Raw genomic sequence first — 15,301 nt, forward strand, 5'->3', positions numbered from 1 at the left:
TGGCGACCCGATGCGCATCACCCTCAAACTGTTTGCCACGCTGGGCGACTACTTGCCCGCCGGGGCACGCTTCAACCAGGTCGAGCTCGACGTGCCCGAGGGCAGCACGGTGCAAGCCCTGATCGAGCGCTACCAACTGCCACCGCGCCTGGTGCACCTGGTCTTGGTCAACGGCGTGTTCGTGCCACCGGCCGACCGTGCACAGCGCGCCTTGGCCGCCGGTGACGTGGTGGCCGTGTGGCCACCGATTGCCGGGGGATGACCTGGTAGGCCAGTCCGGTGAATACGGCCAGTGACGAGACCTTCGAACGCGAGATGGGCTGCACGGTGCACGAGTGGCTGCGCTGGCTGCCCGTGGCCGTGGGGCCGCACCGGTGGACCCAGACCAACGACGGCGCTCAGGTGGAGATTGGCGCCGGCCGCTTGACGCTGACGTGGCAGCCCCTGCCACCGAGGGCCATCGCACAGCTGCGCTTGCCTCGCCTGTGGGTACGATTTCGGTTTGAGAGTGTGGTGGGCCGCGAGCGCGAAGCATTCATGCGCCACTTCGATCTCATCATGCGTCGCGGAGGCGGATGAGGTCGCCCGCAACGCGGCGTTTCCGGCATACTGTCACCATGGAAACTTCCGCTCCTGTCACCGTCGTTCGACGCGACGGCTACCAATTCGACATCGACTTCGGGCTGGGTACTCCCGGCTGGATCAGCGACGAGCCCCCGCCGTTAGGGCAGTCCGCTGGCCCGTCGCCCAAGCACCTGCTGCTGGCCGCTGTGGCCAACTGCCTGTGTGCCAGCCTTACCTTTGCGCTGTCCAAATTCAAGCAAGAGCCTGGGCGCCTGAGTGCCACCGCGCACGCCACCGTGGGCCGCAACGCCGCCAACCGGCTGCGCATCCAGCACATCCAGGTGGATCTGCGTCTGGAGCGCCCCGGTGCGGCCTACGAGCACCTGGACCGCATCCTCGGGCAATTCGAGGAATTCTGTACCGTCTCGATGAGCGTGCGCGAGGGCATCCCGATCGACGTGCGTGTCATCGACGCCGACGGGCAGGTGCTCAAGGGGTGATTTCCTGCGGCTGCGTGCCACCGAGCGCCGCGATCAGGTCGCCAAGCAGCGTCGACAATTCGCCCGTGGTGATCGCCGCGTCGCCGTCGAAGCCATCGGTCTCTGCGGCGTCGTTGTCTTCGAACACGCCGTCCTGAAACGCGATGCGGCGCAGTTGCCAGGTCTCGGTCAGCACGAAGCTGACGCGACCGTCCCAATCGAGCGCGAGGCGGGTGGGGCGTTTGCCCTGCGCCAGGTGGCGTTGCATCTCGTCACCGTCGAGCACGTGGCGGCTGTAGCGCACCACGGCCGGGCTGTCGCCGTCCGCTTTGAGTTCGACTTCGCGGCCCGGGGCGAAGTGCGCCGGCCAATCGTCGGCAGGCGACGCGAGCCAGCCCGCCATGGCGGTGGCGGGCGCTTGCGCGGTCTGCAGCGGCTCCACGCGCAGTCCGTCCAGTGCCTTGACCAGCGCCGTCACCACCGCATCCACGCGTTTGGTGCTCGTGGTGTCGAGCGCCACTCGGCCTGCCGCGACATCCATCCAAACCAGCACATCCACCGTCTGTGCAAACGCCATCGGCAGCAGCGCCTGCACGATTTGCTCTTTGAGCTCGCGCTGCTCGCGCCGGCCCGGCTGACGCCCCTCGGTGGCCTCGATCTGCGCGCAGCGCCCCTGCAGCTCGCGCTTGACGACGGCAGCCGGCACGCGCTTGCTCTCGATGCGAAAGCGCATCAAGCGGTGCCCGGCCACCGATTCGACCAGCGGCGCATGCGGTTGCCCGCGCGGCGGCACCCAGCCCTGGCTGTGCATTTCGTTGGGACCACAGGGGTGGAAGGGCTGGGTGGCCAGCGCCTGCTCCATCGCCTCCAGTGGCGCGACAAAACCGCCGCCCAGCCGAAATACCGTCAGATTTTTGAACACGTCGGGGCAGGAGGAAAAGAGGGCCGGAGAGGGGGCGGCCAGATCAGCCAACCGCCGGCGAGCGGGGTAGCAGCGGCCGAAAGAAAAGGGGGTGTGGAGCGGGCGATGGGAATCGAACCCACGTCTTGAGCTTGGGAAGCTCAGGTCCTACCATTGAACGACGCCCGCGTCACCCTCTATTGTAGGGCATAGGCGCGGCCCGGCCGCGCCCGGTGTGGGGTTACTTCAACACGTCGCCGATGCAGACGTACTTGAGCTCGACGTACTCGTCGATGCCGTGGTGCGATCCCTCACGCCCTAGGCCCGATTGTTTGACGCCGCCGAAGGGAACGTGCTCGGTGGCCAGGATGCCGACGTTGACACCGACCATGCCATATTCCAGCGCCTCGGCCACGCGGAAGATGCGCCCCACGTCACGGCTGTAGAAGTAGCTCGCCAGTCCGTATTCGGTGTTATTGGCCAGGCGGATGACTTCGTCCTCGGTGCGGAACTTGAACACCGGCGCAAAGGGGCCAAAGGTTTCCTCGCGCGCACACAGCATGTCCGGCGTGGCGTCGGCCACCACCGTTGGCGCATAAAACAGACCGCCCAGCCGGTGGCCGCCGGTGAGCACGCGGCCGCCCTTGGCCAGCGCATCGTCCACGTGCCGTTGGACTTTTTCTACCGCGGCTTCCTCGATCAGCGGCCCCTGATTCACGCCTTCGTCGAACCCGTTGCCCACCTTGGCCGTGGCCACCTTGGCGGCAAATTTGTGCACGAAGGTCTCGTACACCCCCTCCTGCACGTAGATGCGGTTGGAGCACACGCAGGTCTGCCCCGCGTTGCGGTACTTGCTGGCGAAGGCACCGTCGACCGCGCTGTCGATGTCCGCGTCGTCGAACACGATGAAGGGCGCATTGCCACCCAGTTCCAGCGAGAGCTTCTTGACCGTGGGGCCGCTTTGCGCCATGAGGATGCGGCCCACTTCGGTGGAACCAGTAAAGCTCAGGTGCCGCACCACGTCGCTGTCGCACAACACCCGACCGATGGCGATGCTGCCCGGCCCATCGCTCGTCAGCACGTTGAGCACACCCGCGGGGATGCCGGCGCGCAGCGCCAGCTCCGCAGCGGCCAGTGCCGTCAGCGGGGTTTGCTCGGCCGGTTTGATTACCACCGTGCAGCCGGCCGCCAGTGCTGGAGCGACTTTGCGCGTGATCATGGCCAGCGGAAAGTTCCAGGGCGTGATCGCCGCGCACACGCCGATGGGCTGCTTGAGTACCAACAGGCGGCGGTTGTTGTCGAAGGGGGGAAGGGTTTCGCCGTTGACGCGCTTGGCCTCCTCGGCAAACCACTCGACGAAGCTGGCGCCATAAGCCACCTCGCCCTTGGCCTCGGGCAGGGGTTTGCCCTGCTCAGCGGTCATGATGCGCGCCAGATCGTCCTGATGGGCCATCAGCAGGTCGTACCATCGACGCAGAATGTTGGCGCGCTCCTTGGCCGTCTTGCTCCGCCACGCGGGCCACGCCGCGTTGGCCGCATCGATGGCACGCTGGGCATCGCCCGGGTCCAGCTTGGCTACCCGCGCCAGCTCCTGCCCGGTGGCGGGGTCGGTCACGGCAAAGCGCTCGGGTGCGGCCACCCAATGGCCATCGATCAGCGCGTCGGTTTTGAGCAAGCTCGGATCCCGCAGCTGTACCAGCGGGGTGGCTTTCATGTCCATCGTCGTCTCCGTCGAAAACCGTGGTCAACCACTACTGTAGCGCGTCGTGCACAGTGAGACCGGTACAGCGGGTGACACGGCTTGCCAGGCTGTGTCGGATGGCGGGCCGGTACAGGCCCATGTCACCGCCACCGTGCCTCATCCGTCCCCAGTGCCGGTGGCGCGCGATCGGCGGTGGGACGCTGGCCGTCGAACCGGATGGGGTGCGCCACCATCGGCGGGCGGTCGGCGGTGCCCGGCAGCAGCAGCTCGCGTGCGTGCACGTGGGGGTGGGCCATGACCTGCGCGATGTCGTTGATCGGGGCACACGGTACGCCCGCGGCGTCGAGGGCGCGTACCCAGTCGGCCGTGTCACGCTGGCGTGTCCACTCGGCGATTTGCGGCACCAGCAGCGCGCGGTGTTCCACCCGCGCCGGGTTGGTGGCAAAGCGCGGGTCCTGCGCCACGTCTGGGTGACCCGCCACGTCGCAAAAGCGTTGAAACTGGCCGTCGTTGCCCACGGCCAGCACCAGATGCCCGTCGCGCGTGGGGAAGGCCTGGTACGGCACGATGTTGGGGTGCGCATTGCCCATGCGCCGTGGTGTGCGCTGCCCGATGAGTTGGTTGCTGGCCTGGTTGGCCAGCATGGCCACCTGCACGTCGAACAGCGACGCATCCAGCACGCGGCCGCGGCCGGTGCGGTCGCGCTCGACCAGCGCTGCCAGGATGGCGGTGGCGGCATATACCCCGGTCATGAGGTCGGTCACGGCCACCCCCACCTTCTGTGGTTCACCGTCGGGCTCGCCGGTGATGCTCATCAATCCTCCCTCGGCCTGGATGGCAAAGTCGTAACCCGCCTTGTGCGCCAGCGGCCCGTTTTGCCCGTAGCCGGTGATGGAGCAGTAGATCAACCGCGGGTTGACGGCCTGTAGATTGGCGGCATCCAGTCCATACTTGGCCAGTTGCCCGACCTTGTAGTTTTCGATCAGCACATCGGCCTCGCGGGCCAGCGTGCGTACCTGCTCGGCGCCCTCTGGGGTGGCTAGGTCGATGGTGATCGAGCGCTTGCCGCGATTGGCGCAAATGAAGTAGGCCGACTGGCGCCGTTCGGGTTGGGCGGGGTCAGGCTGCCACCATGGCGGCCCCCAGGTGCGGGTGTCGTCGCCGCTGCCGGGGCGCTCGACTTTGAGCACATCGGCGCCATAGTCGGCCAGGATCTGGCTCGCCCACGGTCCAGCCAGCACGCGCGACAAATCGAGCACGCGCACCCCCGCCAGCGGCCGGGGCGGGGTGGCGTTGGGGCGGTTCTCGGTGCCGGGTGCCGCGGCGGGGCAGGGGGCAGCAATGGGCGCGTTCATGCGGTGGCCTTAGTTGGCGAACGCCGCGATGCCGGTGATGGCGCGGCCCAGAATGAGTGCGTGGATGTCGTGCGTGCCTTCGTAGGTGTTGACCACTTCCAGATTCACCAAGTGGCGCGCCACGCCGTATTCGTCGCTGATGCCGTTGCCGCCCATCATGTCGCGGGCCATGCGCGCGATGTCGAGCGCCTTGCCGCAGCTGTTGCGCTTGAGGATAGACGTCAGCTCCACCGGCGCCTTGCCCTCGTCCTTGAGGCGCCCCAGCCGCAGGCAGCCCTGCAGGCCCAGGCTGATTTCGGTCAGCATGTCGGCCAGCTTTTTTTGGATGAGCTGGTTGGCGGCCAGTGGCCGGCCGAACTGCTGGCGATCCAGCACATATTGCCGCGCGCGGTGATAGCAGTCCTCGGCTGCGCCCAGCGCGCCCCAGGCGATGCCGTAGCGCGCGCTGTTGAGGCACGTGAACGGCCCCTTGAGCCCCCGCACGCCGGGGAAGGCGTTTTCCTCGGGGCAAAAGACCTGGTCCATCACGATTTCGCCGGTGATGGATGCGCGCAAGCCCACCTTACCGTGAATCGCCGGGGCAGACAACCCCTTCCAGCCTTTTTCCAGGATGAAGCCACGGATCTGTCCCTCGTCGTCCTTGGCCCAGACCACGAACACGTCGGCGATGGGGCTGTTGGTGATCCACATCTTGGCGCCGGTGAGCGTGTATCCACCCGGCACCTTGCGCGCGCGGGTGATCATGCCAGCCGGGTCGCTGCCGTGGTTGGGCTCGGTCAGGCCAAAGCAGCCGACCCACTCGCCTGTGGCCAGTTTGGGCAGGTATTTTTGTTTCTGCGCCTCGGTGCCGAATTCGTGGATCGGCACCATCACCAGCGAAGACTGCACGCTCATCATGCTGCGGTAGCCGCTGTCCACCCGCTCGACTTCGCGCGCGATCAGACCGTAGCTCACGTAGTTGAGCCCGGCGCCGCCGTACTGCTCGGGGATGGTGGGGCCGAGCAGGCCGATTTCGCCCATTTCGTTGAAGATTGCGCGGTCGGTTTTCTCGTGCCGGAACGCCTCTTGCACACGTGGCAGCAGCCGCTCTTGGCAGTAAGTGCGTGCCGCATCGCGCACGGCGCGCTCATCGGGCGTGAGTTGATCGTCCAGAAAAAACGGGTCGGCCCAGTCGAAGGCAACCTTGGGTTGGCTCATGGTGTGTCCTTGGTGTGATGAAAAGAGGGGGCGTGTCGCACGCCAGTCGAAGGCATGGTAGTGGCTGGCTCGCGCCCGCGCAAACGAATTTTTCTGCGCCGGTTATGATCTCAACGCATATCTGAAAGGACCACTGTGCGTCGCCGCCTGCCCTCCACTCAGGCCCTGCAATGCTTCGAGGCCGCTGCGCGCCACCAAAGCTTCACGCGCGCCGCGCAAGAACTGGCGCTCACCCAAGGGGCCGTGTCGCGCCAGGTGGCGGCGCTGGAGGCGTTTTTGGGCGTGCGGCTGTTTCGGCGCACGCAGCACGGCATGGTGCTGACCCCCGCGGGGGAAGACTACGCACGCCAAGTGCGTGAACGGCTGGATGCGCTGGAGCGCGACGTGGTGGACGTGATGGGGCGCCAAGGGCAGGGCGACAGCGTCACGCTGGCCACCGTCCCCACCTTTGCCACGCGCTGGCTGATCCCGCGCCTGCCGCGGCTTGCCGCACGTCAGCCCCACTTGCTGGTGCACCTGGAGACGCGCACGCGCCCGTTTCTGTTCCCCGACAGTGGCCTGGACGCGGCCATCTGGGCCGGCACGCCGCAGCAGTTGCAGCAATGGGCCGGCACGCGTGCCACTCCCCTGCTGGACGAGGATGTGCTGCCCGTGTGCAGCCCGCGCCTGCTGGTAGCGGCGGGGGCCGACGTGGGTGAAGGCGTCGATCCCGAGGTGTTGGCCCACTGGCCGCTGCTGCAGCAAGCCACCCGACCCGAGGCATGGCGCCAGTGGTTTGACGCGCAGGGCGTGGACGCCCCGCGCGCGATGGCAGGCCCCCGGTACGAGTTGTTTTCCATGCAGGCGGCTGCGGCCATCGCGGGGCTGGGCGTGGCCCTCATGCCCACGCTGCTGGTGCAGGACGAATTGGCCAGCGGTGCGCTGGTCGTGGCCTGCCCGCGGCCGCTCAAAGCGCAGCGCGCTTATTATTGGGTGCAACCCGACGGCCCCGAACGGGCCGCGCTGGGCGTGTTCAGGGCGTGGTTATTGGAGGAATGTTCCCACGCCGGGGACATGGCTCGCCAGCACCCGGGTCGCGGTGAGTTGCCTCCAGTCGGCGGCCGTTCCATCTCGGGGGCGTGAGCGGGGCGACGCGCCCCAAGGCCGGTTCGGTTGCGGGATTGCCGACCATGTGCACAGCCTCCACCAGCTCTGTGATGCGTACTTACGCGAGGTGGTGCGCGGCGAGCGAGAGCGCCGATGATCTGCTGGACGGACTGCACACCACGGTGGTGATCCCTTTGCGCCGGCTCGATACCATGAGTGGTATGGCGCCACCCGAGCGACTGATGCCCGTCTTCGATGTCGGGGGCATCACGGTGGTTCTGGAGACTCCCAAGTTGGCCGCCGTACCCCGCCGCGTGCGGCGGCAGCGGGTAGGCAATCTCGCCGACCACCATGACGCCATCGCGTCAGCGCTCGATTTCCTGTTTCACGGATTTTGACCGCTCCTCTTTGCCGCCTTCAGCGCCTCGCCCATGATGGCCAGGCCCTCGTCCAGCAGTGCGTCGCTGGCGGTCAGTGGCACCAGAATGCGGATGACGTTGCCGTACAAGCCGCACGACAGCAGCACCAAGCCGCGCTGCAGCGCTTCGGCGCACAGGCGCTTGGTCAGATCCGCCGCCGGGCGGTTGATGTCGCCGTCTTCGAACAGCTCGATGGCGACCATGGCGCCCAGCCCGCGCACGTCCAGGATCTCGCGGTGCTGTCCCATGAGCGCCGTCAGCCCCGCACGCAGCCGCTCGCCGATGGCGCGCGAGCGGGCCAGCAAGTTTTCTTCCTCGAACACGTCGAGCACCGCCAGCGCGGCCACGCAAGCCAGCGGGTGGCCGGCGTAGGTGCCGCCGAGCCCCCCGGGCAGGGGCTTGTCCATGATCTCGGCCTTGCCGATGACCGCGGCGATGGGAAAGCCGCCCGCCATGCTCTTGGCCATGGTGATGAGGTCGGGCGCCACGCCCCATTGCTCGCATGCCAGCCAGGTGCCGGTGCGACCCGCGCCGGTTTGCACCTCGTCGGCGATGAGGACGATGCCGTGGCGGTCGCACAGCTCGCGCAAGGCGCGTGCAAACTCGAACGGCGCGACGTAAAAGCCGCCTTCGCCCTGCACGGGCTCGAGGATGATGGCCGCAACACGCTCGGGCTCGATGTCGTATTTGAACAGGTGGTGCAGGCTGCGCAGCGCGTCATCGACCGAGATGCCGTGCAGCGGATTGGGAAACTCCGCGTGGTAGATCTCGGCCGGGAAGGGGCCGAAGCCCGCCTTGTAGGGCGCCACCTTGCCGGTGAGCGCCATGCCCAGCAGCGTGCGGCCATGGAAGCCACCGCCAAAGGCGATGACGGCCTGTCGCCCAGTAGCAGCACGGGCGATCTTGACGGCGTTTTCGACCGCCTCTGCCCCCGTGGACTGGAAGAACGCTTTCTTGGGGAAATGACCGGGTGCCTTGGCGCACAGGCGCTCGGCCAGCTCGACGTACGGTTCGTAGGCCAGTACCTGAAAGCACGTGTGGTGCACCTTGTCCAGTTGGGCCTTGACGGCTTCGACGATCTTGGGATGCCGGTGGCCGGTGTTGAGCACGGCGATGCCGCCGGCAAAGTCGATGTAGCGCTTGCCTTCGACATCCCAGACTTCGGCGCCTTCGGCACGCTCGGCAAAAACTTCGTAGGTCTGTCCCAGCCCCGCGGGCAGGGCGGCGCGGCGGCGCGCCATCAGCGTGGCGTTGGTTTTGGCGGCGGTGGACAGTTGGGGATCGCGGTGCATGAGGTGTCTCCGGGGGTGCGGGGCGTCAACGGCGGGTCGGGGGGCGGCGCGGGCATGAAAACGCGCGGCCCTGGTCGAGCCTTGACTGTAAAGGGGTGGGCGGCCCCGATACCATATACAGCCGATGGGCGGCGGTCGATGCACTGTACTGCCGCCGTGCCCGATACAGCCCCCAACACGATGTTCACGCTCGACCCCCAACACCCCACGCCCCTGGTGCAACAAATCGTCGATGGGTTTCGGGACCTGATTCGCAGCGGGGCGCTGCGCCCGGGCGCCAAGGCGCCTTCGATTCGGCAATTCGCGCATGCGCACGGGGTCAGCGTCTATACCGTGGTCGATGCCTACGACCGGTTGGTGGCCTTGGGCTACTTCGTGTCACGGCCGCACTCGGGATTTTTCGTGCGCAGCCGCGACAGCCACGCCGAACCGTCGGCCGACCGCGGCCCGCAGTACCACTTCGACTCGATGTGGTACCTGCGCCGGGTGTTCGAAAACCGCAACTTGCGGCTCAAGCCGGGTTGCGGCTGGCTGCCCGGTGATTGGCTGTTTGGCGATGGCCTCAAACGCAGCCTGCGCGCGCTTGCCGGGGACACGGTCGATCTGGGCGGCTATGGCGAGCCCAAGGGCTTGACCCCGCTGCGCCAGTTGGTCCGTGACCTGTTGGCCGAGCAGGAAATCGTGCTGACCAGCGATCAGGTGCTGCTGACGCACGGCTCCAGCCAGGCGATGGACCTGGTGGCGCGCCGTCTGGTGCAGCCGGGCGACGCCGTGCTGGTGGACGAGCCGGGGTATCCGAACCTGCTGTTTTCGCTGCGTTTTTTGGGGGCGCGCCTGATCGGCGTACCGCGCACCCCGCAGGGTTGGGATCTGACGCTGCTGGAGGAGCGCATTCAGGCGCACCGACCCAAAGTGTTTTTTACCCAGCCGCGGCTACAAAGCCCGACGGGATCGGTGGCACACCTGTCGCATCTGCACCGCGTGGTGCAACTCGCCGAGCGTCACCAACTGTGGGTGGTGGAAAACGACATCTACGCCGACCTGGACCCGGAGCCGCGCCCTTCGCTGGCCAGCCTGGACCAGCTGCAGCGCGTGGTGCACATCGGCAGCTTCTCCAAAACCATTTCGCCCAACCTGCGCGTGGGCTACGTGGCGGCGCACCCGGACGTGCTGGAGGATCTGGCGCAGCTCAAGATGATCTCGGGCCTGACGTCGTCGGAGTTTGCCGAGCGCCTGGCCTATGGGGCCCTGATCGACGGGCGTTGGCGCAAGCACCTGCGCGCGCTGCGCCAGCGCTTGGCCGAGGCGCACCAGCGCACCACAGAGCGGCTCGAGCGCCTCGGATTCCACCTCTTTGCGCAACCCCATGCGGGCATGTTTTTGTGGGCACGCCATCCGGCCATCGAGAATGCCTCGACCCTGGCCTATCAGGCCGCGGAGCAGGACATCCTGCTGGGGCCCGGGCACCTGTTCGGGCTGGACCTCTCGCCCAGCCCCTGGCTGCGCTTCAATGTCGCCTTCTGCGAGGATGAGGCGCTGTGGCGCTTTCTGGCCGAGGCCACGGGCACGGGGTGCCCACCCGCGTGAGTAGCGGCGCTCGCCGACACGCGTTTACACCGCCCAGGTGGCGCCGTGCTCCGGCACCAGCGCTGGCCAGCGCAGTTCGCGCTCGATGCGGCAGCGCAGGGCGTCGGCGGCATCGGCTTCGCCGTGGGTGACGAAGACGCGGCGCGGTGTGCCGGGGATGGCGCGCAGCCACGCCATCAAGCCGTCCGCGTCGGCGTGGGCCGAGGCGGTCATGAGCTGAACCACTTCAGCCTGCACGGGCCAGTCTTGGCCGTGGATGCGCAGCGTGGTTGCACCGCGCAACAGGCTGTCGCCCCGGGTGCCGGGAGCCTGGTAGCCGGTCAGCAGCACCATGTGGCGGTGATCGCCCAGGTAGAGCTTGAGGTGGTGCAGGACCCGCCCCCCCGTGGCCATGCCGCTACCGGCCAGGATGACCTTGGGGCCGTGGTGGCGCGCGATCGCTTTCGACTCGTCAGGGGTGCGGGCCGCGTGCACGGCCTGCGTCATGTGCTGCACCTGCGCCGCACTCAGGCGGTGCTCGCCCAGGTGGCGGGCCAGCAGCGCGGTGGCCTGGATGGCCATGGGGCTGTCCAGGTACACGGCCAGTGCCCGGGGCAGCCGTTGTTGGCGCTTGAGGACATCGATCGCGTGCAGCAGCGCCTGCGCGCGCCCCACCGCAAAGACCGGCACGACCACCGTGCCGCCGCGGGCGGCCGCGCGCGCGAGTGGGTCGGCGATTTCATCGATCAGATTCCCCGCGGGGTGCAGCCGGTTGCCGTAGGTGGACTCGACCACCACCGCATCCGCCGCTGGCGGGGGGTCGGGCGGAAACATCAGGGTGTCGTCCGCCCGACCCAGGTCGCCCGAAAACAGCAGCCGGCGGCCACCCACCTCGATCAGCACCGACGCCGCGCCCAGAATGTGGCCCGCGCCAAAGAACTGCACCTGCCAGCCTGGGATCGGCTCGAAACGCTGGTACAGCGGCTGCGGCCGCAGCAGCCGCAGTGCGCGTTGGGCGTCTTCTACTGTGTACAGGGGCAGTGCCGGCGAGTGCTTGGAAAAGCCATGCCGGTTGGCAAAGGCGGCGTCTTCTTCCTGCAGGTGCGCGCTGTCGGGCAGCAGGATCTCACACAGGTCGCGTGTGGCGTGGGTGCACCAGACTTTGCCGTGAAACCCCTCGCGCGCCAGCACCGGCAGATAGCCACTGTGGTCGATGTGGGCGTGCGTGAGCACCACGGCCCGGATCTGGTTGGGCACGATCGGCAACGGCGTGCGGTTGCGCAGGCGCAGCGCTTTGTAGCCCTGAAACAGTCCGCAGTCCACCAGCAGCGCGTCACTGCCGTGTTGCACCAAGTACTTGGAGCCGGTGACGGTGCCGGCGCCGCCTAGAAACTGTATGCGCACGTCCATGCGTCCATGGTAACGCACGGCGCAACAGCGCCCGTGGCTGCGTCAGCGTGGCGGCGGGCGCCACAGGCGGCGCAGGGCAGAGGAGGCCCGCCGTTGGACCTCGTGCCCCTTTACCCGAAAAAATCGCGGGCCTTCTCGAACCAGCCCTTTTCGTTCGGGCTGTGTTTGTGGCCGCCTTTTTTGAACGACTCGTCCAGCTCCCGCAGCAGGCGGCGCTGGTGCTCGGTCAGTTTGACGGGCGTCTCGACCGCGATGTGGGCGTAAAGGTCACCAGGGTAGCTGGAGCGCACGCCCTTGATGCCGCGGCCGCGCAGGCGGAAGGTCTTGCCATGCTGCGTGCCTTCCGGGATGTCGATGGTGGCCTTGCCGTCCAGCGTCGGCACGTCCACCTCGCCGCCCAGGGCTGCCGTGGTGATGCTGATGGGCACCTGCACGTGCAAGTCGTCGCCATCGCGCTCGAACAGCTCGTGCTTGCGGATGCGGATCTCGATATAGAGGTCGCCCGGTGGGCCGCCGTTGCGCCCCGGCTCGCCGTTGCCGCTGGAGCGGATGCGCATCCCGTCATCGATGCCCGCGGGAATCTTGATCTCCAGCGTCTTGTGGCGCTTGATTTTGCCCTCGCCATGGCAGGTCGGGCAGGGCTCGGGGATGATCTTGCCGCTGCCGTGGCAGTGCGGGCAGGTCTGCTGCACACTGAAGAAGCCCTGGCGCATCTGCACGACGCCATTGCCGTGGCAGGTGGGGCAGGTCTTGGCGCTGGTGCCGGGCTTGGCACCCGTGCCGCGGCACGTGTCGCAATCCTCCCAGCTCGGGATGCGGATCTGCGCCTCCTTGCCGCGGGCGGCTTCCTCCAGCGTGATCTCCATCGCGTACGACAGGTCACTGCCGCGGTACATCTGGCGGCCGCGCGCTCCGCGCGGGGCGCCAAAGATGTCGCCAAAGATGTCGCCAAACGCTTCCGAGAAGCCTGCGAAACCGTCACCACCGCCCGCGCCACCGCGCAGGTTCGGGTCGACCCCGGCGTGCCCGTACTGGTCGTACGCGGCGCGCTTTTGTGGGTCGGACAGCATCTCGTAGGCTTCCTTGACCTCCTTGAACTTTTCCTCCGCCGCCTTGGCCGCCTCGCCCTGGTTGCGGTCGGGGTGGTATTTCATGGCCAGCTTGCGGTACGCCTTCTTGATGTCGTCCTCGCTGGCGTTGCGGGCCACGCCCAGGATTTCGTAGTAGTCACGTTTGGCCATGTCGGTCCACGGGTGTCATTAGGACGAAAGCCGCGCCGGGGGACGAGCCCCCTGCGCGGCGCTGAGTGGGCGAGCAAGCGGGATCAGTCGCGCTTGACTTCCTTGACCTCGGCATCGACGATGTCGTCGGCCCCGGCAGCGGCGCTGGCGCCGCCCGCCGCGCCGCCCGCGCCAGCGGCCCCGCCGCCGGCCGCCTGCGCGGCAGCCTGGCTGTCGGCGTACATCTTCTCACCCAGCTTCTGGCTGGCCTGCATCAGGGCTTCGGTCTTGGCCTCGATCGCGGCCTTGTCGTCGCCCTTGACGGCCTCCTCCAGGCTCTGGATCGCCGCTTCGATCTTGTCCTTCTCGCCCGCCTCGAGCTTGTCACCGTACTCCTTGAGGCTCTTGCGCACGCTGCTGATGAGCGCATCGGCCTGGTTGCGCGCCTGCACCAGCTCGACCTTCTTCTTGTCCTCGGCGGCGTTGAGCTCGGCGTCCTTCACCATGCGCTCGATCTCCTCCTCGGTCAGGCCGGAGTTCGCCTTGATGGTGATCTTGTTTTCCTTGCCCGTGCCCTTGTCCTTGGCGCTGACGTGCAGGATGCCGTTGGCGTCGATGTCGAACGTGACTTCGATCTGCGGGATGCCGCGCGGCGCCGGCGGGATGCCCTCCAGGTTGAATTCGCCCAGCAGCTTGTTGCCCGCCGCCATTTCGCGCTCGCCCTGGTAGACCTTGATCGTCACCGCCGGCTGGTTGTCCTCGGCGGTCGAGAACACCTGACTGAACTTGGTCGGGATCGTGGTGTTCTTCTTGATCATCTTGGTCATGACGCCGCCCATGGTCTCGATGCCCAGCGACAGCGGGGTGACGTCGAGCAGCAGCACGTCCTTGCGCTCACCGGCCAGCACCGAGCCTTGGATGGCCGCACCCACGGCCACCGCCTCGTCGGGGTTGACGTCCTTGCGCGGATCCTTGCCGAAGAACTCCTTGACCTTCTCCTGCACCTTGGGCATGCGCGTCATGCCGCCAACCAGGATCACGTCGTCGATGTCGCTGACCTTGATGCCCGCGTCCTTGATGGCGATGCGGCACGGCTCGATGGTGCGCTCGATGAGGTCTTCCACCAGGCTCTCCAGCTTGGCGCGGGTGAGCTTGATGTTGAGGTGCTTCGGCCCCGTCGCGTCCGCCGTGATGTAGGGCAGGTTGATGTCGGTCTGCGAGCTGTTGGACAGCTCGATCTTGGCCTTCTCGGCGGCCTCTTTCAGGCGCTGCAGCGCGAGCACGTCCTTGGTCAGATCGACGCCTTGCTCCTTCTTGAACTCGGTGATGACGTAGTCGATGATGCGCTGGTCGAAGTCCTCTCCACCCAGGAAGGTGTCGCCGTTGGTCGAGAGCACCTCGAACTGCTTTTCGCCATCGACGTCGGCGATCTCGATGATCGAGATGTCGAACGTGCCGCCGCCCAGGTCATAAACCGCGATCTTGCGGTCGCCTTTGCCGGCCTTGTCCAGACCGAAGGCGAGCGCGGCCGCCGTCGGCTCGTTGATGATGCGCTTGACCTCCAGCCCCGCGATGCGGCCGGCATCCTTGGTGGCTTGGCGCTGCGCGTCGTTGAAGTACGCCGGCACCGTAATGACGGCCTCGGTCACTGGCTCACCCAGGTAGTCCTCGGCGGTCTTCTTCATCTTGCGCAGCACCTCGGCGCTGACCTGCGGCGGCGCGAGCTTTTGGCCCCGCACCTCGACCCAGGCGTCACCGTTGTCGGCCGGCACGATCTTATAGGGCATCAGTTCGATGTCCTTTTGCACCTCTTTTTCGGTGAACTTGCGGCCGATCAGGCGCTTGACGGCGAACAAGGTGTTCTTCGGGTTGGTGACGGCCTGGCGCTTGGCGGGCGCGCCCACCAGGATCTCGCCATCCTCCATGTACGCGACGACGGAGGGCGTGGTGCGCGCGCCCTCGCTGTTTTCGATGACCTTGGGCGTGCCGCCCTCCATGACGGCCACGCACGAGTTGGTGGTGCCCAGGTCGATACCAATGATCTTGCCCATGAAAATGCTCCTGAATGTGTGGAAATGGCGGTTCAATCCGCGATCTATGAATTAGATGA

At 67.1% G+C, this 15,301-nt stretch carries 14 protein-coding genes and 1 tRNA gene; 6 read left to right on the plus strand and 9 right to left on the minus strand.

Going from position 1 to position 15,301, the window contains the following annotated elements; all coding sequences use genetic code 11:
* Positions 1-10 precede the first annotated feature (10 nt).
* Genes thiS through ACPYIS_RS09170 form a run of 3 tightly spaced genes read left to right on the plus strand, consistent with a single transcriptional unit; the run spans position 11 to position 1,064 of the window.
* The gene (thiS, locus tag ACPYIS_RS09160; RefSeq protein WP_299020403.1) at positions 11-262 is read left to right on the plus strand and encodes a sulfur carrier protein ThiS; all 252 of its coding nucleotides are present in this window, start codon (positions 11-13) and stop codon (positions 260-262) included.
* A gap of 17 nt (positions 263-279) precedes the next feature.
* Positions 280-579 (plus strand): hypothetical protein, encoded by a 300-nt coding sequence (locus ACPYIS_RS09165; RefSeq protein WP_299020400.1) that lies wholly within the window; start codon positions 280-282, stop codon positions 577-579.
* Positions 580-617: 38 nt separating this feature from the next.
* A complete protein-coding gene (locus ACPYIS_RS09170; protein ID WP_299020398.1) occupies positions 618-1,064 on the plus strand; it encodes an OsmC family protein in 447 nt (148 codons plus the stop codon).
* Here the strand turns inward: ACPYIS_RS09170 and ACPYIS_RS09175 are convergent.
* The 5 genes from ACPYIS_RS09175 to ACPYIS_RS09195 form a co-directional block, all read right to left on the minus strand.
* Positions 1,054-1,965, minus strand: a complete 912-nt coding sequence (locus ACPYIS_RS09175) for a recombination-associated protein RdgC (protein WP_424859485.1) — start codon at positions 1,963-1,965, stop codon at positions 1,054-1,056. The genes ACPYIS_RS09170 and ACPYIS_RS09175 overlap by 11 nt on opposite strands.
* Positions 1,966-2,059: 94 nt before the next feature.
* Positions 2,060-2,133: transfer RNA gene (locus ACPYIS_RS09180), tRNA-Gly, on the minus strand.
* A gap of 52 nt (positions 2,134-2,185) precedes the next feature.
* The gene (locus ACPYIS_RS09185) at positions 2,186-3,664 is read right to left on the minus strand and encodes an NAD-dependent succinate-semialdehyde dehydrogenase (protein ID WP_424859484.1); all 1,479 of its coding nucleotides are present in this window, start codon (positions 3,662-3,664) and stop codon (positions 2,186-2,188) included.
* Positions 3,665-3,786: 122 nt separating this feature from the next.
* Positions 3,787-5,001 (minus strand): CaiB/BaiF CoA transferase family protein, encoded by a 1,215-nt coding sequence (locus ACPYIS_RS09190; protein WP_424859483.1) that lies wholly within the window; start codon positions 4,999-5,001, stop codon positions 3,787-3,789.
* Between the two features lie 9 nt (positions 5,002-5,010).
* Complete coding sequence (locus ACPYIS_RS09195; RefSeq protein WP_424859482.1) at positions 5,011-6,198, minus strand: acyl-CoA dehydrogenase; 1,188 nt, start codon at positions 6,196-6,198, stop codon at positions 5,011-5,013.
* A 135-nt stretch (positions 6,199-6,333) separates the two neighbouring features.
* On the opposite strand from ACPYIS_RS09195, the gene ACPYIS_RS09200 reads away from it, so the two are divergent.
* The gene (locus tag ACPYIS_RS09200; protein WP_424859481.1) at positions 6,334-7,320 is read left to right on the plus strand and encodes a LysR substrate-binding domain-containing protein; all 987 of its coding nucleotides are present in this window, start codon (positions 6,334-6,336) and stop codon (positions 7,318-7,320) included.
* A gap of 47 nt (positions 7,321-7,367) precedes the next feature.
* The gene (locus ACPYIS_RS09205; protein ID WP_299021587.1) at positions 7,368-7,682 is read left to right on the plus strand and encodes a CcdB family protein; all 315 of its coding nucleotides are present in this window, start codon (positions 7,368-7,370) and stop codon (positions 7,680-7,682) included.
* Here the strand turns inward: ACPYIS_RS09205 and gabT are convergent.
* On the minus strand, positions 7,670-8,995 hold the full coding sequence (gene gabT / locus ACPYIS_RS09210) for a 4-aminobutyrate--2-oxoglutarate transaminase (RefSeq protein ID WP_299021585.1): 1,326 nt from the start codon (positions 8,993-8,995) through the stop codon (positions 7,670-7,672). The two genes, ACPYIS_RS09205 and gabT, sit on opposite strands and share 13 nt — an antisense overlap.
* Positions 8,996-9,175: 180 nt before the next feature.
* On the opposite strand from gabT, the gene ACPYIS_RS09215 reads away from it, so the two are divergent.
* Positions 9,176-10,582, plus strand: coding sequence for a PLP-dependent aminotransferase family protein (locus tag ACPYIS_RS09215; protein WP_424895253.1), 1,407 nt, complete (start codon positions 9,176-9,178; stop codon positions 10,580-10,582).
* 24 nt (positions 10,583-10,606) lie between these two features.
* Here the strand turns inward: ACPYIS_RS09215 and ACPYIS_RS09220 are convergent, their stop codons facing one another.
* The 3 genes from ACPYIS_RS09220 to dnaK form a co-directional block, all read right to left on the minus strand.
* Positions 10,607-11,971, minus strand: coding sequence for an MBL fold metallo-hydrolase (locus ACPYIS_RS09220; RefSeq protein ID WP_299019832.1), 1,365 nt, complete (start codon positions 11,969-11,971; stop codon positions 10,607-10,609).
* A gap of 110 nt (positions 11,972-12,081) precedes the next feature.
* Complete coding sequence (dnaJ, locus tag ACPYIS_RS09225; RefSeq protein ID WP_424859478.1) at positions 12,082-13,212, minus strand: molecular chaperone DnaJ; 1,131 nt, start codon at positions 13,210-13,212, stop codon at positions 12,082-12,084.
* Between the two features lie 83 nt (positions 13,213-13,295).
* Positions 13,296-15,242 carry a molecular chaperone DnaK gene (gene dnaK, locus ACPYIS_RS09230; RefSeq protein ID WP_299019828.1) on the minus strand — a complete coding sequence of 649 codons (1,947 nt, stop codon included), beginning with the start codon at positions 15,240-15,242 and terminating at the stop codon, positions 13,296-13,298.
* Between the last annotated feature and the right edge of the window lie 59 nt (positions 15,243-15,301).

The sequence above is a fragment of the Tepidimonas sp. HKU78 genome, from assembly GCF_049860815.1.
GTDB lineage: Bacteria > Pseudomonadota > Gammaproteobacteria > Burkholderiales > Burkholderiaceae_C > Tepidimonas.